This is a genomic window from Longimicrobium sp. (assembly GCF_036388275.1).
Taxonomy (GTDB): domain Bacteria; phylum Gemmatimonadota; class Gemmatimonadetes; order Longimicrobiales; family Longimicrobiaceae; genus Longimicrobium.
In genome coordinates this window covers 235,648-259,346 of sequence record NZ_DASVSF010000002.1, presented here as the reverse complement: position 1 = coordinate 259,346, position 23,699 = coordinate 235,648, and the positions used below count along the sequence as shown (strand labels likewise).

Sequence of the window (23,699 nt, the reverse complement as noted above, 5' to 3'; positions counted from 1 at the left end):
AGATGAACTGCGCCCGCGTCAGGGAGACGCGGGATGGGGCACGGAAAGGGGGCGTGCGGTCGCCGGTTGGGGGACGGCACGTGGGGGCGGCGCCGGGACGCGCAGCACGAAGGTGGAGCCCACGCCCAGGTCGCTCTCCACCGACAGCTCGCCGCCCAGCAGCCGGGCCAGCTTGCGGGAGATGGGCAGCCCCAGCCCCGTGCCGTCGGAGCCGGCCACCTGCTCGTACTCGGCGAACACGCGGTCCAGGTCGCCCGGGGCGATCCCCCGGCCCGTGTCGGCCACGCGAAGCTCCAGCCACCAGCGCGGCTCCGAGGCACCGTGCTCCTCCGCCTCTTCGGCGAGGTGCCGGGCGGACACGGTGACGCTCCCCGCGTCGGTGAACTTCACCGCGTTCGAAAGCAGGTTGGTGAGCACCTGCACCACCCGCTTGCGGTCGGTGTGAAGGATGGGAAGCCCCTCCAGCGGACCGGTGTCCACCCGCAGCCCCTTCTGCCGCGCCATGGGCTCCACCACGGCCACCGACTGCGACACCATCTCGCGGACGCTGACCGGGTCGCGCGCCACCTCCATCTTGCCGGCCTCGATCTTGGCGAAGTCCAGCAGGTCGTTGATCAGCGACAGCAGCGAGAGCGCCGCCGTGCGCGAGTGCTCCACGTATCGCCGCGCCTGGGGCATCAGCTCGCCGCCCAGGCCGTCCAGCAGCAGGTCGCTGTAGCCCTTCACCGCGTTGATGGGCGTGCGCAGCTCGTGGCTCATGGTGGCGAAGAACCGCTCCTTGACCCGCGACAGCTCCGAAAGCTGCGCGTACGCCGCCTCCAGCTCGCGCGAGCGCGACGCCACCGCCCGGTGAAGGCGGGCGTTGCTGATGGCCACCGCCGCGTTGCGGGCCAGCGTCACCGCCAGCCGCGTGTCCTGGCGGGTGACCCCGTAGGGAGCGCGATAGCCCACGATCAGCGCGCCGAAGGTTTCGCCGAACAGCGAAAGGGGCACCCCCAGCCCCGCTTGCATCCCCTGCGCGGCGTGAAAGGGAAACTGCTCCACCCGCGGCGAATCGGCCTGTCCTACGTACACCGGCTTCCCCGAACGTACCACGGAGGCGGCCAGTGGCTCGTCGGCGGGCCAGGGCTCGTCGCCCCGCAGGCCGATGCCCGACCGCTCCCCCGGCAGCCCCGCCTCGCCCGTGATCACCGCCACGTAGTCCGCGCCCAGCAGGGTACGGCTGAACCGCGCGACGAGCGACACTACCTCGTCGGGGTCCAGCGTGCGGTTGGCCGCCAGCCCCAGCACGTCCAGCGCCTCGATCTCCTCCGCCCGGGTGCGCAGCCGGCTGCACTCGCGCTGCGTGGAAAGCAGGACCTCGGCGCGCGCCGCCGTCCGGGCGAGCGCGGCGCCCACCACCGCCCACGACGACGGGTCGTCTCCCAGCGCACCCTCGCGTGCCACCAGCAGCACGCCGCCGCGCCCCTCCTGCCCCGCGGACACCGGAAGCAGCAGCAGCTCGGCATCGGGAAAGCGCGCCGCCAGCACGGGGCTCAGCGACCGCAGGGGAAACACCTCGGCCCGGACGGCGCGGGCGGCCAGCTCCAGCAGCTCGGCAGAGAAGGGGGTGGCGTCAGGATGCGCGGCCACCAGGGTTCCGTCCGCCTCGGCCCACGCGGCGCAGAACAACGCCTCCGGGGGATCGAACGCGCCCACCGCGGCCGCGAACGCCGAGGTGGGGTCGTCGCTCGCGCACGCCTGCAGCGCGGCGAAATGGAAGTCCATGGCGCGGAAAGGGTTCGCTGATTACGTCGGGACGGGACCAGTCGGGTTGGTGATCCCTGGGGCGAGAACGCGCGTCCTTCAGCCAAGGAGGATAGGGTTGTCACCGCGGAAAAACAAGTGACTTTCGCGGTGTTCACGCCGCGCGCCTGGGGACGCCGGGAGATCCTGGCCGGGTGTGCGCCGAATGACGATAAAAGACGTGTATCAGGAGCCGCGATTCCGGGTGCCGGTGCGACGCGCGCCCCTATGTGAAGTCCCCGACGTCGATCGCGGGTAGCTTCGGGCGATCGACGCCGATGTCATTCGCCCTGCCGTCGTGGGCCGCCTAGATTCCGCCCGGGCACACTTCGCATGCGCAACAGGGGAGAGGGGCGTGGAGAAAGCTGCGATTCACGAGGAGGCCGCGGGGATCACCCGTATCGACCACGGCTGGGGCGGGCCGGGGTTCATCGCGTCGTACCTGGTGGCGGACGGGAGCGACCTGGCGCTGGTGGAGGCCGGGCCTGCCTCCACGCTTGAAACGCTGCTCGCGGGCGTCCGCGCCGCGGGGCACGATCCCGCCCGCCTCACGCACCTGCTCCTGACCCACGTGCACCTGGACCACGCCGCGGGCGCGGGCCAGCTCGCGCGGATCGCGCCCCAGGCGCGGATCTACGTCCACGGCCTGGGCGCGCCGCACCTGGAAGACCCCTCGCGCCTGCTGGCCAGCGCCGCCCGGCTGTACGGCGACCGCATGGACGAGATGTGGGGAACCATGCTCCCGGTGCCCCGCGACCGCATTCACGTTCTCGCGGACGGCGAGGCCGTTCGCGTGGGCGGGCGCACGCTGGTGGCGCTGTACACGCCGGGGCACGCCAGCCACCACCTGGCGTTTCACGACCCCGATGCGCGTCTCGTCTTTACGGGCGACGTGGCCGGCATCCGGCTGGACGGGGCGCCGCACGTGCGCCCGCCCACGCCCCCGCCGGACCTGGACACGCCCCAGTGGTTGGAGAGCATCGGCCGGCTGCGGGCGCTGCGGCCCGAGATGCTGCTGCTCACGCACTTCGGCGCCGTCGCCGACCCCGGGTGGCACCTGGACGACCTCGCCGCGCGGCTTTCGGACTGGACCCGCCGGGCAGGGGAGGCCAGCGACCGGGCCACGCTCGCCGCCGCGCTGCAGGCCGATGGCGACGCCCAGCTTCTCGCGGCGACCGGCGACGCGGCCCTGGTGCGCCGCTACGCCGAGTCCATCCCGTACGAAATGATGGCCGCCGGCCTGCTGCGGCAGGCGCATCCGCGGTCCTCCACACCCCGCCTGGAATGATGGGGACGCGCACTGATCCCGGAGATATGAACGTCTTCAAAAGAGGGTGTCTGCGGCTGGTTGTTTCAGGCGACAGGCTTGGGCACTGAGCCGCGCTCAGCGTGGATGGGCAGTTCCGGCAACGCTGGATGGGGAAGCCGGCGGGGTTTGCCGCTCCCGAGACCAAGGCAGCCGAAACGTGCAGGCGTGATAGGTGCGCCGTGGAAAGACCCGCATGTCGCCGCGCGCGGGGCGGCGGCACAGGCGTACGAAACCTGCATCGGCAGGCGTGGGGCGAAGTCCGGCGGCAAGAGCTAAATCGTGCGGGCGGCGGGACTTCGGCGCGGAAACGGTGCTGGCGGGGGGGTGTACCGGTTGCCCTCACGCCGTGGGGAGGGTTCCCGCGGCGGGCCGGGAGAAACAATGGGGCGGTGCCGGTGCTTGACAGGCGAAACGGTACTCTGCACCTTGTTCGGCGTACCCTGTCAGAAAGGGCTCGCGCGGCTGGTCCTCCCGCAGGCGCGAGCGTTTGGTGCCGGCACCCGCGTCCGGGCCCGGGACGTGCGGTTTCGATCAGACGTTCGCTGTGTGGTGGGGCCCGGTGCGCGAGGTGCGCGGGCCGGCGGTCAGAAACAGGAGTGATCGTTCGTTCGAAACATCGGACGGAAGGAAATGCCGCCGGCGCGGCGCACTCAAAGGATCCACGGGGAGGAGGGCAATGTTCAACAAGCTGGTGGCATCGGAAGGCCGCAAGAAGTCCGGCTTCTGGTCGCCCACGAACCTGGCGGTCTCGGCAATTCTCCACGTCGTACTCGTGGGCGGCCTGCTGGCTGCCGGCGTAGGCGCGGCGAACAACGAGAAGGAGCGCGAGGAGATCGTCGACCTCGTGGACCTGGCCGAGGAGGAAAAGAAGGAGCCCGAGCCCGAGAAGCCCAAGGAGCCGGAGCCGCCGCCACCCGAGCCGGAGCCCGAGGCTCCGCCCCCGGTGGTGAAGGGCTTCCAGACCCTGACGCCCCCGGAAGAGCCGCCCCCGGCCATCGCGCCGCCCCCCACCAACCAGGTGGCGGTGAGCGAGGAAGACTTCTCCGGGCGCGGGCAGGAAGGCGGCGTGGCCAAGGGCGTCGAGAGCGGCGTGCAGCAGAGCACGGTAGAGCGCACCGCCCCGCCCGACGTGGGCACGTACGAGCTGTCGGCGGTAGAGGAGCAGCCCCGCCCCACCAACGTGCAGGAGCTGCAGCGGCAGCTGGAGCGGAACTATCCGCCGCTGCTGCGCGACGCGGGCGTGGTGGGCACGGTGCAGGTGCGCTTCCGCGTGCTGGAGAACGGCACGGTCGACGTGCCCAGCATCTCGGTGACGAGCTCCACGCACGAGGGGTTCAACGAGCCGAGCATCCGGTCCGTTCAGCGGCTGCGCTTCCGCCCGGCCAAGGTGAACAACCGGCCGGTGAAGGTGTGGGTGGAGCTGCCCATCCAGTGGCAGACCTCGCGCTGAGCGCGAACAACGCAGGGCGACGACGAGCGAATGGTGCGGCGCGGCCTACGGGGGCCGCGCCGGGAGAACGGAAGGATCACCCAACCTGGAAGGCGCAGGCGCGCTGAGGAGAACGTAGAACAATGGATATTGCGAAGATTTGGGCCGACACGGGCATGGTCAACCGTGGCATCGTGATCTTCCTCATCCTGATGAGCATCGCGTCGCTGACGGTGGCCATCTGGAAGTGGCTGCAGTTCCGCAAGATGGCGGTCGCCACCAAGCAGTTCGCCCCGGCCTTCTCGGCGGCGCTGGAGAGCGAGAACATCCCCGAGGCGCTGGCCCTCGCCGACCAGTACCCCAAGAGCCACGTGGCCCGCGTGCTGGGCGAGTCGCTTCGCGAGGTGGCCCCGCTGCTGGGCGACCCCCGCGCCGCCGGCGCCGCCATCGTGTCGTGCGAACGCTCCGTGGAGCGTGAGCAGATCCTGCTGGCCAACGAGCTGAAGAGCGGCCTGGGCGTGCTTGCCACCATCGGCTCCACGGCCCCGTTCGTGGGCCTTCTGGGCACCACGCTGGGCATCGTGAACTCGTTCATGGGCATGGCCGAAAAGGGCGGCGGCCTCGAGGCCGTGTCGGGCGGTATCGCCGAGGCGCTGATCGCCACGGCCATCGGCCTGGTGGCGGCCATCCCCGCGGTGTGGCTGTACAACTACTTCACGGCCAAGCTCGACACGCTGTTCTCGGAGCTGGCCTACGCCGGCCGCGAAATGATCGACTGGATGATGACGCGCCAGGCACGCCGTGAGCTTACGGGCGGCGCCTCCTCCTACGGAGACTAAACACCATGGCGGGTGGATCTTTCGGCGGCTCGCCGCTGCCACGGGTGGCGGGGATCACCTCTGAGGTGACCTCCGAAATCAACGTGACGCCGATGATCGACGTGATGCTGGTGCTGCTGATCATCTTCATGGTGGTCACCCCGGCCCTGGGCTACGAGGCGAAGCTGCCCAAGGCCAAGACGGCGGCGCCCGAAAAGGAAGAACGCATCACGCTGGGCATCGACAACCAGGGCAAGTACTACATCGAGGACGTCCCCAACCCGGGGCCGATCCCGCTGGCCCAGCTGGAGGGGCGTCTTCGCACGGAGTACCAGAAGCGCCCCGAGGACCACATCCTGTACCTGAAGGCCGACAACGGCGTGCAGTACGGGGTTGTCCTGAGCGCGATCGACGCGGCCCGCAACGCCGGGGTGCGCCGCATCGGCACCATCACCGAACTGCCCGAGGGCGCCAAGGTTACGCGCAAGTAGCCTTGCGGCGCCGAATCGCTCCCTTCCGGCGGCCCCGCGGGGCCGCCGGAAGGGGCGCCGACAACTGAGACGGAGGAGTTTGGCCCATGTCAATGGGAGTTGGCGGAAAGAGTGGCGGCGCGATGAGCGAGATCAACATGACGCCCATGATCGACGTGCTGCTGGTGCTGCTGATCATCTTCATGGTGGTGCAGCAGGGCCTTCAGCGCGGCCTGAGCGTTCAGGTGCCGCCGCCGAAGGAAAAGGAAGAGATTTCGCAGAAGCCGCCCGACGACGAGCAGATCGTGCTCGAAGTCCTGCCCGGCCCGGCGTACCAGGTCAACCGGCAGCCGGTGCCCGCCGCGGACCTGGAGCGATTCCTGCGCGACGTGTTTGCGCAGCGTGCGCGCAAGGTGATCTTCGTCAAGGGCGCGGAGGAGCTTTCGTACGGTGACGTGATCCGCGCCGTAGACGCCAGCCGCGCGGCCGACATCACCATCGTGGGCCTGGTGCCCCGGGCGACGGTCGGCCCCGCCACGGTAACGCCGGCGCAGTAGCCCAGCGCGCTTCTTCCGCAAAACAGGACCGGCGGCCCGTCACTCACGGGCCGCCGGTTCTGCGTTCATCCCCCGTTTCGACGGGCGGGAACTGCGGGGGTACAGAGATACAGAGAAAAGCCTGAGATACAGAGGAAGGACGGGTGGGTGGTCCTCTGTATTTCTGGCTGTTCTCCGTTCCCTCTGTACCCCCCGCAGTGTCTTTTCAGCTCGCCGTGGAAGCCGCGGTGAAGTCGGCGTCGGGGGTGAAGTCTTCGCCGGGGTTGATGAAGCGGTCGTGCTCGAACGCGTACTGCCGGTCGTGCAGCTCGCGGTAGCGGCCGCCCAGCGCCATCAGCTGCGCATGGCTGCCGCGCTCCACCACGGTGCCCTGTTCCAGCACCAGGATCTGGTCGGCGCTGCGGATGGTGGACAGGCGGTGCGCGATCACGAAGCTCGTGCGGCCCTCGCGAAGCCGGCGTAGCCCTTCCTGGATCTTGTACTCGCTTTCGCTGTCGAGCGACGAGGTGGCTTCGTCCAGGATCAGGATGCGCGGGTCGGCCAGCAGCGCCCGCGCGATGGCGATGCGCTGCCGCTGGCCGCCGCTGAGCTTGATCCCCCGCTCGCCGACGATGGTGTCGTACCCCTGCGGAAACGCGCGGATGAAGTCGTCGGCGTTGGCGATGCGGGCCACGTTCTCGACGTCGGCGCGGGTGGCGTCGGGGCGGGCGAAGCGGATGTTCTCGGCCACGGTTCCGTCGAAGAGGAAGTTCTCCTGCAGCACCACACCCAGCTGCGCGCGGTAGTCCGCAAGCCGCAGCTGGGCCAGGTCCCGCCCGTCCACCAGCACGCGCCCCTGCGTGGGGCGGTTGAAGGCCATCACCAGGCTCACCAGCGTGCTCTTGCCCGAGCCGCTGCTGCCCACCAGGGCCGTGGTGGTTCCCGGCGGCGCGTCCAGGTCGATGCCCTTGAGCACCGGCTCGCCCGGGTTGTACTCGTACCACACCTCTTCCAGCCGCACGTGGCCGCGCAGGTGGCCCACCGCGCCGCGATCGTGGTCTTCCTGGTCTTCGGTCTTCATTTCCAGCACCTCGCGGATGCGGTCCAGCCCCGCGAAGGCCTCGCTGACCTGGGTGCTGATGGAGGCCACCTGCACCACCGGCGCCGCCAGCAGCCCGGTGAAGAAGACGTAGGCGAACAGGTCGCCCATCGTCATCTGCCCGTCCAGGAGCGCCCGTCCGCCCACCAGGATGAGCGCTACGCTCACCAGCCCGATGACGAGGATGGCGAACGAGCCCACCGCCGACACGCCCGTGATGGACTGCGCGATGTTGCGGAACAGCCGGTGCGCGCCCTTGGTGAAGACGCGCTGCTCGCGCCGCTCGGTGCCGTACGCCTTGACCACGCGAATGCCGCCCAGCGTTTCCGTGAGCCGGCCGACGACCTGGGCGTTGATCTCGCCGCGCTCGCGGAAGACGGGGCGGAGGCGCTTGAAGGTGATGGTCATGGCGGCCGAGAACGCCGCCAGCACCACCACGATGGCCACGGTCAGCTGCCAGTTCAGGTAGAGCAGCGCGGCCAGCGCCAGCGCCGCCGTGAACACTCCGCCCACCAGCTGCACGATGCCCGTGCCCACCAGGTTGCGGATGCCCTCGGCGTCGGTCATCACCCGCGACACCAGGACGCCCACCTGGGTGTTGTCGAAGTAGGGGATGGGCAGGCGCGTGATGTGGCGCTGCACGCGGCGGCGCATGCTGGTGATGGCGTGCTGGGCGGTGACGCTGATCACCTGCGACACGGCGAACGAGGTGACACCCTGCACCAGCGTGGCCGCCAGCACCGCGCCTGCCAGGGGCAGCAGCAGGCTGCTGCGGCCCTTGCCCACCACCTCGTCGATCAGGTACTTGGAGCTCGCGGCCGGCACGATGCCCGCCAGGCGGCTGACGACCATCAGCGCCAGCCCGATCCCCAGGTACCGGCGGTGGTGCCACATCAGGGCGCGCGCCTCGCGCCAGGCGGCGGCCGAGCGCAGGGCGTTCTGTTTCTTGGTCTTGGTATCGGTCACGTTCGGATTCCCGGAATCGTTCGGTCGTCCGCGGCCACGCGGCGGCGGGGTGCTTCGAGGGGCGCGGCGAGGGCAGGCGCGCCGGTTTGGTCCAGCTGCGGCACGGCGCCCGCCACCTGCGCGGGCCGCAGCCGCCCCACGAGCACGAGGGTGGCAAGGGTGGCCGCGATGGCCAGGGCGCCTACCGCCGGGTAGCCCGTGATGGGCGCGTTGCTCCCGCCGCCCCCGGCGATCATCAGCCCGCCCACGGAGGCCGCCAGCCCGGCGGCGCCCTGCTGCACGGACGAGTTGAGGCTCATGAAGCTTCCCCGGCGCGCGGGGTGCACCACGCCCGTCACCAGCGCGGTGGCGCTGATCATTCGCCCCGACGCCATGATCATCATCAGCGTGGTGACGGTGAGGATCACCCACAGCGGCGAAACGGGCAGGTTGGTGACCACCGCGATGGGCAGGATGCTTCCCACGGCCACCCAGGCGAACACGCGCGCGTGGCCGTAGCGGTCGGCCAGCGGGCCGAACACCGCCGGGCCGGTGACCAGCGTGGCCAGGCCGCCGGCGAAGTAGATCAGGTCCAGCTTGTCCTCGGCCATCCCCACGTTGCCCACCAGGTAGGGGCTGAGGAACGGCACCACCGTAAAGGCCGAGAACATGATGGCCGTCGTCAGCGTGAACGCCTTGACGTGCTCCGGGTCGCGCGCCACCTGCACCAGGTCGCGGAACACGTTCCCCTCGCGCCGGTGCGCCAGGTGGGCGTTCATGGGCGGCAGCAGCCAGGTGCCCAGCACCAGGATCACCCCCGTCACCCCGGCCAGCACCAGGAAGGGCGTCTGCCAGCCGGTGGCCTCGGCCAGCGAAAGGCCAAAGGGAAGTCCCAGCACCGAGGCCGCGCTGAACCCGCCCATCACCACACCCATGGCCGTGGCCCGCCGCTCGGGGCGAATCTGGTCGCCCACGATGGCGAACACCACGCCCGCCAGCACCCCGCCGAACCCGCCGGCCACCACGCGCGCGGCCATCAGCGTCGCGTACGAGTCTACCAGGCCGCACAGCAGCGTTCCCACGCCGAAGCCGGCCAGCAGCACCATCAGCATCCGCTTGCGGTCGAAGCGGTCCATGTAGGCCGACGCCACCAGCCCCGTGATGGCCGCGCTGAACGTGTACGCCGACACCAGCAGCCCGAACTCCTTGGCCGACGCGTCCAGCGACCGCATGAGCATGGGGCCCAGCGGCATGATCAGCACGAAGTCCAGGATGTGGCAGAACTGCACGGCCAGCAGAATTCCCAGCAAGCCCCACTCACGCCCGGTAAACGCCCCGGCGGCGCGCTTTATCATCAGATCGTTGCTTTCATCGGACCGTCGAAACCCGCGTCACCCGTGGGCTGACGCGGCACTTTGCCCTCTCGTGGAGCGGCGCGCAGGCGCGAGACTGGTGCCACGCGGAAGAGCACGCGCTACGCCTCCGCGTGCGGCCGTCCGGCGGGCTGGCGGCATTCCCCCGTCGCCCGCTGCGGTCCGCAACACGAGCGCCCCGTGACGTCGTGGAAGACGTCGGCGATGGTGACGGCGCCCAGCTCCCGCTGCATGGCTTCGTGCGCACGGCAAAAGACGCCGCGGAGCACGCCGCGGATGTTTCCGCCGATGTCGCAGTCGCCCCTGGGCTCGGCGTGCAGCGCAAACAGGTCGGGCTTTTCCTCTACCGCGCGGTACACGTCGAGCACGGTGATGTTCTGCGGCTCGCGGGCCAGCTGCGCGCCGCCGCGTGCCCCCGGCTGCACCTGCACCAGCCCGGCGTTGCGAAGGGAGCCCATCAGGCGGCGTACTACGACAGGGTTGGTGTTCACGCTTCCCGCGATGGTGTCGGATGTCACCGCCTCGCCCCGGCGCCGGGCCAGGAACGCCAGCACGTGCACCGCCATCGCCACCCTGCTGCTGATCGTCGACATCCGCCTGGGCCTCTCCGGGTGCTGAATTGTAACCAGTCTAGTTGCGAATGTCGCGTGTGTCAATGTCGGGAAATGGGCCCGCGCGGTGGCGGCTCGCGGTATTGGAGATTCGGCCTCGGCGCGCTATCCTTCTGCCCTGTTCACGATGTTCTCTTTCGCCAGAACATCCCCCTTGACAGTCGCGTGGCCGGGTGTTAAACTGGACATACGACGGTCGCCGCCTGCCTGCGGGCAGTGTCGGTACGTAACTCCGGGGGGTTGTGCCAGAAATGGTGCAACCCCTCGTTACTTTGCCTGCGACCGTGACCTCGAATGCCTCCCCCGCTCGGTCGCCCAAGGTCGAGATCTTCGTCGACGGCAGCAACTTCAACCTGGCGCTGCACCAGCGGGCGACACGGACTACGTTCGCGCCGTCCGTGCCGTTCAATCACGCGGAAAGCGCGTGACCCGGTGCCACCTTCCCGCCCAGAAGCACACCGACCAGCTGGCGCAAACCTGCGATACGCAATGTGAGCTGGACGAGAAGTTCCTGCGCACCTGCGCCCTTGGCCGGCGAGCGGACTGAGCGGGTCGTCAGGGGGTGGATGTCGGGAAATGGGCCCGCGCGGTGGCGGCTCGCGGTATTGGAGATTCGGCGCTGGGAGAGTATCCTTCGGGCGTGTTCACGGTGTTCCCTTTCTCTCTGCTTCACCCGCGCGGGCCGGAGCAGTTGGAAGAGCGCCGCAGCGGTGTTATCGTCAACCATCAGCGATCGCGGCCCTCGCCGCGGTGGAGGATCTCCGATGACCACAATCATGATGGACATCCCCAACGAAACGCTTCTTTCGGAACCGCACGAGAAGCGCCTCGGCATCTTCATCGCGCTGCGCAAAAGCTTGGGCGACCGGGATGAGGAGATCCTGGACGAACTCATGGCGGAGGCCCGCCGCGAGCTCGATGATCCTTGCGAGGACGACGGCGATCCTGACCCGTCCCTCGTCCCGAAGGAGGAGTTCCTCGACCAGTTCCGTGCGTACCTTGAGAGCGATGTGGTGCAATCGGAAACGGCGGGGGGCGCGGACCAGGCGGACGTCTCGATACAGCATCTTCTCGCCATGCCGCCCGAGGAGCGGATTCGGATCGCGAGCGTGATGATGCAGGGTTTTGAGGACGGCGGGATCTTTCCGATGTCGGATGAGATCATCGCGGATTCGCTTCGGGAGATCGAGGCCGACGCAGCTGATCCGGACTCGTCAATTCCGTGGGAAACCGTGCGCGCGCGACTGCGCGCAGGGGATCAGTGAATCGCGCGCTGGAAATTCGTCCGAGGGCTGAACGAGGGATGGAGCGCGCCGCACGGTGGTACGAGAAGCGAAACGCCTCAAAACGCGTGGAGTTTCTGGACGCGGTGGAGAGCACTATCAGCGCGCTTCGGGAGAACCCGTTGAGATTCCTGCGTGTTGGCCGGGTCCGCCGAGCGCTGGTCCATGGGTTTCCATATATGATCGTATTTCAGGTTTCGGACGAGCGAATCATAGTCACTAACTGCGTTCACCAGCACCGGGATCCGCGGCGCTGGATGAGAGGATGAAACAAAGGGCTCCCGCGCGATCGCGCGGGAGCCCTTTGTCGGCGTGGATCCGGCTGCGGTCAGTTGGGCGCGGCTTCGACGATCATCACGAAGCCCATGGCGCCAGCGGCGCAGACGCTGATCATGCCGAACTGCTCGCCGCGGCGGCGCATCTCGTTCAGCAGGGTCACGGTGATGCGCCCGCCGGTGGCGCCGAAGGGGTGGCCGATGGCGATGGAGCCGCCCATTACGTTGATCCGGTCTTCCGGCGGCAGGCCGATGGCCTTGTCGCGCCCCAGCCGCTCGCGAGCGATCTTGTCGGAATCGAACCACTGCAGGTTGCTGAGCACCTGCGCCGCGAACGCCTCGTGGATCTCCAGCAGGCCGATATCCTTCATGGTGAGCCCGGCGCGGTCGAACGCGGTCGGCGCGGCGTACACGGGGCCTTGCAGCAACTGGTCGTTGGGGTCCAGCGCGGCGTACGCGTAGCTGCGGATGAAGCCCAGCGGCTTGTGCCCCAGCTCCTTCGCCTTCTCCTCGCTCATCAGCAGCACGGCCGAGGCGCCATCCGTCAGCGGCGAGGCGTTGCCGGCCGTCACCGTTCCGTAGCGGCGGTCGAACACGGGCTTGAGCGTGGACAGCTTTTCGAGCGAGGTGTCGGCGCGCACGCCGTTGTCGGTCGTCGCCACGCGGTCGAACTTGGGCGGCACGTAGAACGGCGCGATCTCGCGCGTCAGGCGGCCGTCCTCGGTGGCCGCGGCGGCCAGCTGGTGCGAGCGCAGGGCCCAGCGGTCCTGCGCCTCGCGGGTGATGCCGTTTTCCTTGGCCATCTTTTCCGCCGACTCGCCCATCGTAAGCCCGGTCGTGGGCTCGGCGATGGCGGGGGCGATGGGGGCCAGGTGCCGCGGGCGGATGGCGCGGAAGGCTTGGATGCGCTCGCCCAGCGACTTGGCCTTGGAGGCGCGCACCAGCGCGTTCCGCATCTCGGGCGAGAACAGGATGGGCACGTCGGTCAGCGACTCGGCGCCGCCGGCGATGACCACGTCGGCCATGCCCAGCGCGATGTGCTCGGCGCCGGAGGTGATGGCCTGGTTGCTGGAGGCGCAGGCCCGCCCCACGGTGAACGACGGCACCGTCGGCGGAATGCCGGCGCCCAGCGTGACCTCGCGGGCAATGTTGGGCTCCTGCACCGACTGCACGACGGTGCCGTACACCACGTGATCCACCAGCTTCGGGTCGATCTCCGTCCGGGCGATCAGCTCGCGCACCGACGCCTTGCCCAGCTCCACCGCCGACACGTCGCGGAAGTCGGTGCCCGACTTGGCGAAGGGGGTACGGCACCCGTCGATGATGGCGACCCTGCGTCCCTGTCCGTTCATGTGCACCCGTCGTTGTCCGGGCCCAGGGCCCGAGGTGAACCGCCCGCCACCGTTCGCACGGGCAATCTTCGCCTGAGCCAGGCTCAGATCAAGGGACGCCCGCGTTTCGTCGCGAGGATGGGTCGGCCGACCCATCCGCCCGGGCGTCGTGCCCTGCATGTTTGTGTCGCGCGCATGGTGTGGGCCACGCGCGCCACGGACACGAGCCAGGTACGGCGATGAAACGGATAGTGAAGTGGGGGCTGCGCATCGGCGGGGGGCTGCTGGTGCTGGTGATCGTGGCGGTCGGCGCCGCGTACGGCGTGGCCGAGGCCAAGATGCGCAAGGACTACGGCCACGTCCGCGCACCCATTGCCGCGGTGACGCCGAACGCCGCGCTGATCGCGGAAGGCAAGCGGCAGGCGACCATCCGCGGCTGCAACGACTGCCACGGCGCGGACATGGGCGGAAACACGCTGGTGGACCAGTTCCCCGTGGGACGCATCTCCGGCAGCAACCTCACGCGCGGCAAGGGCGGCGTGGGCGCCCGCTACGCGACGGACGACGCGTGGGCGCGCGCCATCCTGCACGGCGTGGGATCGGACGGGCGGCCGCTGCTGCTCATGCCCAGCCAGGAGTTCCAGGGCCTCACCGACGCCGACGTAGCGGCGCTGGTGGCCTACCTGCGCACCCTGCCGCCGGTGGACCGCGAGACGCCCGCGAACGCCGTCTGGCCCCTGGGGCGCGCGCTGGTAGCTGGCGGGGTGCTTCCCCTGGCGGCCGAAGTGATCGACCACGACGCACCGCGGGTGCAGGTGCAGCCGGCGCCCACGGCCGAGTACGGCGCCAAGGTAGCCGGGGTGTGCACCGGCTGCCACGGGCCCGGGCTGTCGGGCGGCAAGGGTCCGGGCGAGCCGGCGGACTGGAAGCCGTCCGCCAACCTGACGCCGGACCGCGCCACCGGCCTGGGAACGTGGACGGAGGCCGACTTCCTCCGCGCCATGCGCACCGGCAAGCGCCCGGACGGCACGCTGATCGACCCGCGGATGCCCTGGAAAGCGTTCGGCCAGATGAACGACGTGGAACTGCGGGCGCTCTGGGCGTATTTGCAGACGGTGCCCGCGAAGGCTGAGGGCGGCAGGTGAGGGGATAGTACCAAGTACCAAGTACCAAGTACCAAGTACCAAGTGTCTCCTGGGCACTTGGTACTTGCCGCTTGGTACCTCGCAGTCACCTCACGCCCCACTCCCACAGGCCGAAGGCGGTCTTCTTGTCCAGCGGGTGCCCGGCGCCCTTGAGCGCCACGGCGATCTGCCCACGGTGGTGGGACTCGTGCGAGACCAGGTATCCCAGGAAGGCCACCGGGTGCGGCTTGAACCCGCGCAGCTTTCCCGCCTCCAGGGCGCGAGCCAGCATCGTTTCGATCGCCGCCGCGGAGGATTCGAGGGCTGCCCGGAGCGAGGCGTGGTCCACCGGCGCGCCCTTCTCGATCTTCTGCAGGCCGTCCAGCAGGTCCGGCGCGCCCTCCTTGATCCACATCAGCCGCACGTTGTGGATGTGGGCGAACTGCTCGGCCACGCTGCGGCCCTTGGTCAGCCCGATGGCCGCGAGTGCATCGGGCTGAACTGCATCCAGCAGGTAGCGGTTGATGCGGTCGTGGATGCGCCAGGTTTCAGCAAGCTGTGCGGGAAGGGCGTCCGTGCTCATCGGTGGACGGGGTTCCGAGGGATGGACGGCGGAAGTGCACGCAATATCCTCGTCCGGGTGCCAGCGGTGCAATGATCGTGATGGTCTGGCACGAACGCGTGTCCGCGTTGTATGTTTCGGAGGCAATAACCTCCTGTCCGCAGTTGTTCCGCCGCATCAATACCGGTGATCCCGTGTTCGACGAGCTTTCCACGGCCGAAATTTCCCTGCTGCGCGACCTGGCGCAGCGCGGCTCGCCTACCTCCGAGGCGCGCCTGAACGCCGACGCCCTGCGGACGCTGGCCATGCGCCGCTACGTCAAGCGCCTCAGCGGGTTCGCGGTGATCACTCCCGACGGCCGCCGCGCGCTGTCGTCGCTGGACCAGGGAATCGCGCCCACGCCGGCCGCCGTGCCCGCGCGCATCAGCCATCCTTCCGAAGCAGCGCCCGCCGCCGCCGAACCGGATGCACCCGCCGAGAACGGCGAGGTGATGCTCAATTCCACGCAGGAGGACATGCTGCGCCAGCTGGCGTTGGCGGAGTCGCCGGTGCCGTTCGACGACCTGGACGGGCGCGTGGTGCGGGCGCTGGAGGGGCGCGGGCTGGTTCGGCGCGAAGACGGGCGGGTGGTGCTGACGGACAGCGGCCGCGAGTTCTACCAGAGCCGCGTGCGCCGCCGCCGCCGGGCCCGGGCGGGGGGATGGGCGATCACCTCGCAGCCGGTGCAGCCCGCCGAGGAGCCGGCGGACATCGAGAACCGCGCCGCGCAGTCCCTTCGCGAGGCCGTGGACATCCTGCGGCACGCCATCGGCGGCGCGGACCCGATCGAGGTGGCCGACATGGAGGCGCCGGCGGATGACACCTTCGCCGCGCTCATCGAGCTTGCCGACCGCCTCGAGCGCGGCGGGGACCCGCGACGTATTCCCCCGCGCCCCCGCCGCTGATCGCATCGCGAGTTTCGCGCGGGAAACGAGGAGAGCCGCGGACGGGCGGTCGTGCCCCTCTGCGGCTCTCTTATTTTCTCTGCCCTTCGAAATGAAGAAATTCGAAGATATTCAGGGCGCGTCCCCGATCTTCTTTTCCGCCTCGTCCAGGGCGTCCCAGGCCAGCATGGCGCACTTCACCCGGCGCGGCAGCTTCGATACGCCGGCCAGCGCACGCATGTCGCCCAAAGCCTTGTCGCGCGCGGCGGTTTCGTCGCCGTGGATCATCTCGCGGAAGCGGCCCGCGACGGCGTGCACCTCATCCCACGTCTTGCCCACGGCGTGCTCGCTCATCATGGACGCGGCCGCCTGCGAGATGGCGCACCCGTGGCCGCTGAAGCGGATCTCCGAAATCCGCCCCTCGCGCACCTGCACCTGCAGCAGGATGTCGTCGCCGCAGACGGGGTTGCGCATGGGCACCACCGCATCGGGCGACTCCAGCTCGCCGCGGTGCTTGCTGCTGCGGTAGTGCTTCAGGATCAGCTCCTGGTACACGGAGTCCAGCGCCGAGCGTTCCATCGGGCTATCCCTGCTGCTGTTTCTGGAAGGCCGCCTTGTCGAGCGCCTTGCCGTACGCCTCGTCGGCGTCGACGGTGCCGGCCATCATCAGGTTCATGATCGACTGGTCCATCAGGATCATCCCGTCGCGCTTGCCCGTCTGGATGGACGACGGGATCTGGAAGGTCTTGGCCTCGCGGATCAGGTTGGACACCGCCGGCGTGCCCACCATGATCTCGTGCGCGGCCACCCGCCCCTTGCCCCCCTTCTTCCGCAGCAGCTGCTGCGCGACCACCCCCCGCAGGCTCTCGGAAAGCATCGAGCGCACCTGGTGTTGAAGCTCGCCCGGGAAGGTGTCGATGATGCGGTCCACCGTCTTGTGCGCGCTGTTGGTGTGCAGCGTTCCGAACACCAGGTGGCCGGTCTCGGCCGCCGTCAGCGCCAGCGAGATGGTTTCGCGGTCGCGCATCTCGCCGATCAGGATGACGTCCGGGTCTTCGCGCAGCGCCGCCTTGAGCGCAGAAGCGAAGCTTTTGGTGTGCGGCCCCACCTCGCGCTGGTTGACCAGCGCCCGCTGGCTCTGGTGCACGAACTCGATGGGGTCTTCGATGGTCAGGATGTGCTCGGGGCGCGTCTGATTGATCAGGTCGATCATGGCCGCGAGCGTGGTCGACTTGCCCGACCCCGTGGGCCCCGTCACCAGCACCAGCCCCTTGTTCAGCTCGGTGAACTTGCGGATGGGATCCGGCAGCCCCAGCTCGTCGGCCGTGAGCACGCGCGAGGGGATGATGCGGAACACCGCCGCGGGCCCGCGGTGCTGGTTGAAGAAGTTGCCGCGGAAGCGCGCCGCCCCCGGGATCTCGTACGCGAAGTCGAGGTCCATGGTGGCTTCGTACTGTTCCTTCTGCCCCTCGCTGAGGATCTCGTAGAACAGCGTCTTCAGGTCCGCCGCCGTGAGGGGCCGGAACTTCACGCGCTGCAGATGGCCGTGCACCCGCATCACCGGCTCGCTGCCGCAGCTCAGGTGAAGGTCGGAGCCTTCGTGCTTGAGGAGAAGTTCCAGGAACTGGTCAATCTTGGGCATGTGCCTGCTCTGAAGGCGACCACGTGAACCCGTCGGCGCCGGCCGCCAGCCGGAGGGTCAGATCGAAGGAGGGGCGCATCGCATCGGCGCCGCGCAGCAGCACGGCCGAAAAGGGCGCCGCGCTGCGCAGCGCGGCCTCGTCCCCGGGCGCGAGATGATGGACGTCCACCGTCAGCGCCTGGGGCGAGAAGACGGCCAGCCGCTCCGCCGCCGCGGCGACGGAGCCGTCCAGCGGCAGCGCGAGTGTGTTGGCCGGGATAGCGGCGGACCGATCTGCCAGGTGGATGGACCGCGTCTGGGCGCCCAGGAGGAGCGAGGGGAGGGCGGGGAGGGCCATCGACAGCGCGTCATCCAGCCCCGGCGCGCCGTCCGCCTGCACGCCGACCAGCACGGGCGCGTTCGCCATCGCGCGCCGCACCGCCTCCGTTGCCTCTGGATCTACCTCCACGGACGCGAGCTCCCGCGGAAGCGGTTCCACCAGCCGCGCCGCCCATTCCATCGTGCCGTCGTGGCCGGCGGCGTGGCACTCCACCCGCCACGCGGCGCCGTCCACCGTCAGCGTGGCGGGCCACGCGTGCATTTCGCCTCCACCCGTCGTCGGAGTGAGCGGGGAGAGCGCGCAGGCGAGTTCGCCCTGCCAGCCGGCCAGGAGCGGGCGGTGGACCGTTTCTACCACGCGGTACCAGCCGATGGCCGATGCGCCGCGCACCGAGACGCCCAGGCTGCCCGCGCCGTAGGCCAGCGCGTCCGTCATCAATTGCAGGAGCGAGCCGGCGGGCTGCACCGCGGGCCCGTACACGGCGTCGATCAGCTCGCGGATGGTCTCCGGCGCGGCCAAGGCCGGCTCGGCTGACGCCGCGCCGGTCAGCCGGCAGACCTCGTCCAGCAGCTCCAGGTTGGTGACGTCGGCGATGACCACGGTGACGCGGTCCCCGTCCTGCAGCACGGGGAGCACGTTGTGCTCGCGTGCCCACGCCGCCGACACGCGAGCCGCCAGCCCATGGTCGATGTGCTCCGGCCGCAGCCGCACGAACGGAATGTCGTGCTGGTCGGCCAGGGTCCACGTCAGCTCGTCGCGGGTGATCAGCCCCAGCCGGATCAGCGCGTCGCCCAGGAACCCGCCGCCCGCGCGCTGCTCCTCGAGCGCGCGCGCAACGTCGTCGGGGGTAATGCGCCCCAGCTGCACCAGCAGCTCGCCCAGCCGGATGGGCCGCTTGTTGACGGTCAAAGGAATCCTCTCATCGTGCTGCCGGTGGCCGGGGGCCCTGCCGCTTCCGTTCGGGCGAGTACGGCTCCACGCTCACCGCGATGCCGTACAGCGCGCCCGCCCGCACCCATCCGTTGATGCCGCCCCGGTTGTTGCCGATCTGGTAGCGCTCGCCATCCACCGCGGTGACCAGGTGCAGGTAGTCCGTTCCGTGCACCCGCACCAGGACGATGTCGCCGGGCTCGAGCGTGGCCGGGTCTACCGGGGCGAGCGTCACCAGGTCACCATCGTTCACCTTGCCCTTCATGGAGTGGCCGCGTGGACGGATCATCACCGTCTCACCGCGGCGCAGCGCTTCCTTGGCGTGCTTCGCCCAGCTCATCGGCGCGTCAGTAGCCGAACAGGCTGCGCGCCTTGTGGAGCGCGTCCACCAGCGCGTCTACTTCGGCCGGGGTGTTGTACAGGTAGAACGAGGCGCGCGCGGTGGATCCCACGCCCAGGCACTTCATCAGCGGCTGGCAGCAGTGGTGGCCCGCGCGGATGGCCACGCCCTCGCTGTCCAGGATGGTCGCCAGGTCGTGCGGATGCACGTCTGCCAGGGTGAACGATACCACGCCGGAGCGCTCCGACAGGTCGCGCGGCCCCAGGATGCGCAGGTCGGGGATTTCGCTCATGCGCTCTACGGCGTACGCGATCAGTGAACGCTCGTGCGCCAGGATGGCATCGCGCCCGATGCCCGCCAGGTAGTCGGCCGCGGCGGCCAGCCCCACCGCGCCGGCGATGTTGGGCGTGCCCGCTTCGAACTTGTGGGGGAGGGCCGCGTAGGTGGACTGCTCCAGGTCCACCCACTCGATCATGTCGCCGCCGCCGTGGAAGGGCGGCATGGCCTCCAGCACCTCGCGCCGCCCCCACAGCCCGCCGATCCCCGTGGGCCCGCACATCTTGTGGCCGCTGAACGCGTAGAAGTCGCACCCCAACGAGGGGACGTCCACGGGAAGATGCGGGGCGGACTGCGCGCCGTCCACCACCATCAGCGCGCCGACGGCGTGCGCCTTCGCGGCGATCTCCTTGACCGGGTTGACCGTTCCCAGCGCGTTGCTGACGTGGGACAGGGAGACGAGCTTCGTCCTTTCCGTCAGCAGCTGGTCCAGCGGCTCCAGGTCCAGCCGGCCCTGATCGTCGATGCGCAGGAAGCGCAGCTTCGCCCCGGTGCGCTGCGCGACGAGCTGCCAGGGGACCAGGTTGGAGTGGTGCTCCAGCTCGGAAAGCAGGATCTCGTCGCCGGGCTTCAGGTTGGCGAAGCCCCACGAGTAGGCGATCAGGTTCAGCGACTCGGTGGTGCCGCGCGTCCAGATCAGCTCTGCCTCGTCCGCGATGCCGAACAGCCTGGCGACGCGCGTCCGCGCGCCGTCGTACGCGTCGGAGGCGCGGTTGGAAAGCTCGTGGATGCCGCGGTGCACGTTGGCGTTGTTGTGCCGGTAGTGCTCCGAGATGGCGTCGATGACCGCCGTCGGCTTCTGCGTGGACGCCGCGTTGTCCAGGTAGACGATCTGCTTGCCGTTCGACGTCTCGCGCAGGATCGGGAAGTCCTCTCGGATGCGCTCCACGTCCAGCGTGGAGGCCGGCGCGTCCAGCAGCGATGCGTTGCTCATGATCAGGCTCCAGAAACGGAACGCGAGGCCGGGCGCTCACCCGGCCTCGCGCCGCGAACAATCGAAAATCAGGGCAGATCCACCATCACATCCGACCCATCCACTCGGGCGGCGAAAACCGCGATAGGCCGAAAGGCGGGGCCGCAGGTGGGGTCGCCGGTGCGGATGTCGAAGGCGGCCCCGTGCCACTCGCAGGTGACGGTGCACGTCTCCGCGTCCACCTCGCCGAGCGAGAGCGGAAAATCGCGGTGCGTGCAGTTGTCGGCGAAGGCGTACACCTCACCGTCGACCAATGCCAGCGCGACGCGCCGTCCCCCCGCCTCCACTCCCAGCACCGCCCCCTCGGCCGGAAGCTCCGAGAGGGCGGCGGCCCTGATCCACGCCAACGGTCAGCGCGACGCGTCGAGCTTGCGCTCCACCACGCGCAGCAGCTCCTGCTTGACGCCTTCCAGCGGCAGCTGCTCCAGCACCTCGCCGAAGAAGCCGAAGACGACGAGGCGCACGGCCTCGGCCTTGGGAATGCCGCGGGAAAGGAGGTAGAACACCTCTTCCTCGTCCAGCTGCCCCACCGTGGCGGCGTGCGAGCAGCGCACGTCGTCGGCCTGGATCTCCAGGTTGGGGAGCGAGTCGGCCCGCGCCTTGTCGCTGAGGATCAGGTTGCGGTTGGTCTGGTACGCGTCGGTCCGCTGTGCCTTGGGATGCACGCGGATCAGCCCGCGGAACACCGACCGGCCGGCGTCGTTCAGCGCGCCCTTGAACAGCAGGTTGCTGCTGGCGTGCGGCGCCAGGTGGTCCTGCAGCGTCTGGTTGTCGAAATGCTGCGTGCCGTCGGCGATGTACAGCCCCAGCATGTCGACGTGGCTTCCCGGCGCACGAAGCCGGCACTGTACGTCCGCACGGGCCAGGTCGGCGCCGAAGGTGGCGTACAGCGTGGTGATCTTCGAGTCGCGCCCCGCCACCAGCCGGTCCGTCGACAGGTGGATCACGCCGCGGCCGTAGCGCTGCACCGAGGTGTAGATGGCCGTGGCGCCCTCGTCGGCGAAGATCTCGGCCGCGCCCACGGAAAGCGCCTGCCGGGCGAAGTCGTCCGAGCCAAGCGTTTCCACGACGGCCACCTTCGCGCCCTGCTCGGCGACGACCAGCGTGCGCCCGAACGCCGCCGTACCGCCTTCGCCAATCCAGCGGTAGACGCGGAACGGAGCCTCTACCTGCACGTTTCGCGGAACGTACAGGAACGCGCCGCCCGTCCACAGCGACTCGTTCATCGCGGCGAACTTGCCGTCCTCGGGCGTAACGCCGGTGCCCAGGAAGCGCTGCACCAGCTCGGGGTGCTGCTGGATCGCCATCTCCAGGGAGGTGAAGATCACCCCCTGCGCAGCCAGCTCCTCGGGAAGCTCGCGCAGCACCACGGAGGCATCCACCTGCACCAGCGTGGCAGCCGACTCGCCCGCCTCGTCCATCAGCGTGGTCAGACCGGGGGCGAACCCGCCGGCCGCCACCGGGCCACGCTCCTCGGCAAACGAAAAGGCGTCGAGCTTGAGCGCCTTCTTGATGTCGGTGTAGCGCCAGTCTTCCAGGCGCGTGCTGGGCATGGGCGCATCGGCGAACGCGCCGTGCGCACGCATGCGCGCGTCGAGCAGCCAGCCGGGCTCGCCCTTTCGCGCGGAAAGGATCTCCACCTGGTCGCGGGTGAAGATGCCGGTTTCGGGTGCTGCGGTGATCGTATCGGGCACTGTTGCTTGGTCGGGCTCAGGTTCGTCGTCGGAGCGGCGGTGGTTGGGGTATCAAGTTCCAAGTACCAAGTGCCGAGGTACGCACCTTGGCACTTGGTACTATGCACTTGGAACTGCCCTTACCCCACCGACCCTTCCATCTCCAGCTCGATCAGCCGGTTCAGCTCCACCGCGTACTCCAGCGGGAGCTCCTTGGCGATGGGCTCGATGAAGCCGCGCACCACCATCGTAGCCGCCTCGTCTTCGGAAAGGCCGCGTGACATCAGGTAGAACAGCTGCTCGTCGCCGATCTTGCTGACCGTGGCCTCGTGGCCGATCTGCGCGTTCTGGTCTTCGATGTTGATGTACGGATAAGTGTCCGTACGTGCCTCCTCGTCCAGCAGGAGCGCGTCGCACTCCACGTTGCTGCGCGAGTGGTGCGCGCCGGGCTGCACGTGCAGCAGGCCGCGGTACGACGACCGGCCGCTGCCGCGCGAGATGGACTTGGAGACGATGCGCGACGACGTGTGCGGCGCCGCGTGCACCACCTTGCCGCCCGCGTCCTGGTGCTGGCCCGGGCCGGCGTAGGCGATGGAAAGGATCTCGCCGCGCGCGCCCTCGCCCATCAGGTAGCAGCTGGGATACTTCATGGTCAGCTTGCTGCCCAGGTTGCCGTCCACCCACTCCATGGTGCCGTGGCGGCCCACCTTGGCGCGCTGGGTGACCAGGTTGTAGACGTTGTGCGACCAGTTCTGGATGGTCGTGTAGCGGCAGCGGGCGTTGTCCTTGACGATGATCTCGATGACGCCCGAGTGGAACGAGTCCTGGCTGTACGACGGGGCCGTGCAGCCCTCGATGTACTGCACTTGGGCGCCCTCTTCCACGATGATCAGCGTGCGCTCGAACTGCCCCATCGCCTCGGCGTTGATGCGGAAGTACGCCTGCAGCGGCATGTCGAGCTTCACCCCCTTGGGGATGTACACGAACGACCCGCCCGACCACACCGCCGTGTTCACCGCGGCGAAGAAGTTGTCGCGGAACGGGACCACCGTGCCGAAGTACTCGCGCACCAGGTCCTCGTGCTCGCGCAGGCCATCATCCATCCCCTTGAAGATGACGCCGGCGTCTTCCCACTCGGCCTTGAGCGAGTGGTAGACGACCTCAGACTCGTACTGCGCGCCCACGCCGGCCAGGATGCGGCGCTCCTGGTCGGGAATGCCCAGCCGCTCGAAGGTGTTCTTGATGGCCTCGGGCACCTCGTCCCACGTCTTCCCCACCTTTTCGTTGGGGCGGATGTAGAAGAAGATGTCCTCGAAGTTGAGCCCCGACAGGTCGCCGCCCCACTCCGGCCAGGGCCGGGCCTGGGCGTGCTTGAGCGCCTTGAGCCGGTTCTTGAGCATCCACTCCGGCTCGTTCTTCTGCGCGCTGACCATCCGGACGATCTCCTCGTCGAGCCCCTTGCGGCTCTTGAAGAGGTACTCGATGTCGTCCTTGAAGCCGAACTTGTAATCGTCGAGCCCGAGTGCGGCTACGTCCTCATTGAACGGCATTGCTGCCTCCTCAGTTCAGTTGAAAAGTGCCAGGTGCCAGGTACCAAGTGCCAGGATCTGCAG

General features: G+C 69.2%; 25 protein-coding genes. 11 read left to right on the top strand and 14 right to left on the bottom strand.

The features are described from left to right. Positions 1-18: 18 nt before the first annotated feature. Complete coding sequence (locus VF632_RS01180) at positions 19-1,767, bottom strand: GAF domain-containing sensor histidine kinase (RefSeq protein ID WP_331021004.1); 1,749 nt, start codon at positions 1,765-1,767, stop codon at positions 19-21. Between the two features lie 373 nt (positions 1,768-2,140). Between VF632_RS01180 and VF632_RS01175 the strand changes: the two genes are divergently transcribed. The 5 genes from VF632_RS01175 to VF632_RS01155 all read left to right on the top strand — a co-directional run bounded on the left by VF632_RS01175 (position 2,141) and on the right by VF632_RS01155 (position 6,368). Beyond that, entirely contained in the window at positions 2,141-3,073 is a 933-nt protein-coding gene (locus VF632_RS01175; protein ID WP_331021003.1) for an MBL fold metallo-hydrolase, read from the top strand. Between the two features lie 697 nt (positions 3,074-3,770). Further along, the gene (locus VF632_RS01170) at positions 3,771-4,544 is read left to right on the top strand and encodes an energy transducer TonB (protein WP_331021002.1); all 774 of its coding nucleotides are present in this window, start codon (positions 3,771-3,773) and stop codon (positions 4,542-4,544) included. A gap of 122 nt (positions 4,545-4,666) precedes the next feature. Then, positions 4,667-5,362 (top strand): MotA/TolQ/ExbB proton channel family protein, encoded by a 696-nt coding sequence (locus VF632_RS01165; RefSeq protein ID WP_331021001.1) that lies wholly within the window; start codon positions 4,667-4,669, stop codon positions 5,360-5,362. A 5-nt stretch (positions 5,363-5,367) separates the two neighbouring features. Then, positions 5,368-5,832, top strand: a complete 465-nt coding sequence (locus VF632_RS01160; RefSeq protein WP_331021000.1) for an ExbD/TolR family protein — start codon at positions 5,368-5,370, stop codon at positions 5,830-5,832. Between the two features lie 86 nt (positions 5,833-5,918). Then, positions 5,919-6,368: a biopolymer transporter ExbD gene (locus tag VF632_RS01155; protein WP_331020999.1), complete on the top strand. Its 450-nt coding sequence runs from the start codon at positions 5,919-5,921 to the stop codon at positions 6,366-6,368. Positions 6,369-6,573: 205 nt separating this feature from the next. Here the strand turns inward: VF632_RS01155 and VF632_RS01150 are convergent, their stop codons facing one another. The 3 genes from VF632_RS01150 to VF632_RS01140 all read right to left on the bottom strand — a co-directional run bounded on the left by VF632_RS01150 (position 6,574) and on the right by VF632_RS01140 (position 10,357). Next, a complete protein-coding gene (locus VF632_RS01150; RefSeq protein ID WP_331020998.1) occupies positions 6,574-8,412 on the bottom strand; it encodes an ABC transporter ATP-binding protein in 1,839 nt (612 codons plus the stop codon). Next, the gene (locus tag VF632_RS01145) at positions 8,409-9,746 is read right to left on the bottom strand and encodes an MFS transporter (protein ID WP_331020997.1); all 1,338 of its coding nucleotides are present in this window, start codon (positions 9,744-9,746) and stop codon (positions 8,409-8,411) included. Before VF632_RS01145 ends, VF632_RS01150 begins: the two co-directional genes overlap by 4 nt. Positions 9,747-9,865: 119 nt before the next feature. Next, positions 9,866-10,357, bottom strand: a complete 492-nt coding sequence (locus VF632_RS01140) for an Rrf2 family transcriptional regulator (protein ID WP_331020996.1) — start codon at positions 10,355-10,357, stop codon at positions 9,866-9,868. A gap of 302 nt (positions 10,358-10,659) precedes the next feature. On the opposite strand from VF632_RS01140, the gene VF632_RS01135 reads away from it, so the two are divergent. From VF632_RS01135 to VF632_RS28185, 4 genes are all read left to right on the top strand, one after another. Beyond that, positions 10,660-10,803: a hypothetical protein gene (locus VF632_RS01135; RefSeq protein ID WP_331020995.1), complete on the top strand. Its 144-nt coding sequence runs from the start codon at positions 10,660-10,662 to the stop codon at positions 10,801-10,803. Further along, positions 10,800-10,922, top strand: coding sequence for a hypothetical protein (locus VF632_RS01130; RefSeq protein ID WP_331020994.1), 123 nt, complete (start codon positions 10,800-10,802; stop codon positions 10,920-10,922). The genes VF632_RS01135 and VF632_RS01130 overlap by 4 nt, the downstream gene beginning before the upstream one ends. Before the next feature lie 217 nt (positions 10,923-11,139). Continuing rightward, the gene (locus VF632_RS01125; protein WP_331020993.1) at positions 11,140-11,640 is read left to right on the top strand and encodes a hypothetical protein; all 501 of its coding nucleotides are present in this window, start codon (positions 11,140-11,142) and stop codon (positions 11,638-11,640) included. Continuing rightward, positions 11,598-11,927, top strand: a complete 330-nt coding sequence (locus VF632_RS28185; RefSeq protein ID WP_414682873.1) for a type II toxin-antitoxin system RelE/ParE family toxin — start codon at positions 11,598-11,600, stop codon at positions 11,925-11,927. Before VF632_RS01125 ends, VF632_RS28185 begins: the two co-directional genes overlap by 43 nt. Before the next feature lie 59 nt (positions 11,928-11,986). On the opposite strand, the gene fadI is transcribed toward VF632_RS28185, so the two are convergent. Continuing rightward, positions 11,987-13,285 (bottom strand): acetyl-CoA C-acyltransferase FadI, encoded by a 1,299-nt coding sequence (fadI, locus tag VF632_RS01120; protein WP_331020992.1) that lies wholly within the window; start codon positions 13,283-13,285, stop codon positions 11,987-11,989. 218 nt (positions 13,286-13,503) lie between these two features. Between fadI and VF632_RS01115 the strand changes: the two genes are divergently transcribed. Continuing rightward, on the top strand, positions 13,504-14,409 hold the full coding sequence (locus VF632_RS01115; RefSeq protein WP_331020991.1) for a c-type cytochrome: 906 nt from the start codon (positions 13,504-13,506) through the stop codon (positions 14,407-14,409). An 85-nt stretch (positions 14,410-14,494) separates the two neighbouring features. Here VF632_RS01115 and VF632_RS01110 read toward each other — a convergent pair whose 3' ends face one another. After that, complete coding sequence (locus VF632_RS01110) at positions 14,495-14,971, bottom strand: DinB family protein (RefSeq protein WP_331020990.1); 477 nt, start codon at positions 14,969-14,971, stop codon at positions 14,495-14,497. Between the two features lie 173 nt (positions 14,972-15,144). Between VF632_RS01110 and VF632_RS01105 the strand changes: the two genes are divergently transcribed. Next, entirely contained in the window at positions 15,145-15,894 is a 750-nt protein-coding gene (locus VF632_RS01105) for a hypothetical protein (protein WP_331020989.1), read from the top strand. 111 nt (positions 15,895-16,005) lie between these two features. Here VF632_RS01105 and sufU read toward each other — a convergent pair whose 3' ends face one another. From sufU to sufB, 8 genes are all read right to left on the bottom strand, one after another. Further along, positions 16,006-16,452, bottom strand: coding sequence for a Fe-S cluster assembly sulfur transfer protein SufU (gene sufU, locus VF632_RS01100; protein ID WP_331020988.1), 447 nt, complete (start codon positions 16,450-16,452; stop codon positions 16,006-16,008). A gap of 4 nt (positions 16,453-16,456) precedes the next feature. Further along, positions 16,457-17,515: a type IV pilus twitching motility protein PilT gene (locus VF632_RS01095; RefSeq protein WP_331020987.1), complete on the bottom strand. Its 1,059-nt coding sequence runs from the start codon at positions 17,513-17,515 to the stop codon at positions 16,457-16,459. Then, positions 17,502-18,743 carry a hypothetical protein gene (locus VF632_RS01090; protein WP_331020986.1) on the bottom strand — a complete coding sequence of 414 codons (1,242 nt, stop codon included), beginning with the start codon at positions 18,741-18,743 and terminating at the stop codon, positions 17,502-17,504. Before VF632_RS01090 ends, VF632_RS01095 begins: the two co-directional genes overlap by 14 nt. A 10-nt stretch (positions 18,744-18,753) precedes the next feature. Further along, complete coding sequence (locus VF632_RS01085) at positions 18,754-19,104, bottom strand: S24 family peptidase (protein ID WP_331020985.1); 351 nt, start codon at positions 19,102-19,104, stop codon at positions 18,754-18,756. A 7-nt stretch (positions 19,105-19,111) separates the two neighbouring features. Beyond that, positions 19,112-20,374 carry a cysteine desulfurase gene (locus VF632_RS01080; RefSeq protein WP_331020984.1) on the bottom strand — a complete coding sequence of 421 codons (1,263 nt, stop codon included), beginning with the start codon at positions 20,372-20,374 and terminating at the stop codon, positions 19,112-19,114. Positions 20,375-20,442: 68 nt separating this feature from the next. Then, on the bottom strand, positions 20,443-20,760 hold the full coding sequence (locus tag VF632_RS01075) for a non-heme iron oxygenase ferredoxin subunit (protein ID WP_331020983.1): 318 nt from the start codon (positions 20,758-20,760) through the stop codon (positions 20,443-20,445). Positions 20,761-20,763: 3 nt separating this feature from the next. Next, positions 20,764-22,107 carry a Fe-S cluster assembly protein SufD gene (gene sufD / locus VF632_RS01070; RefSeq protein ID WP_331020982.1) on the bottom strand — a complete coding sequence of 448 codons (1,344 nt, stop codon included), beginning with the start codon at positions 22,105-22,107 and terminating at the stop codon, positions 20,764-20,766. A 119-nt stretch (positions 22,108-22,226) separates the two neighbouring features. Further along, positions 22,227-23,636 (bottom strand): Fe-S cluster assembly protein SufB, encoded by a 1,410-nt coding sequence (gene sufB, locus VF632_RS01065; RefSeq protein WP_331020981.1) that lies wholly within the window; start codon positions 23,634-23,636, stop codon positions 22,227-22,229. Positions 23,637-23,699: the final 63 nt, after the last annotated feature.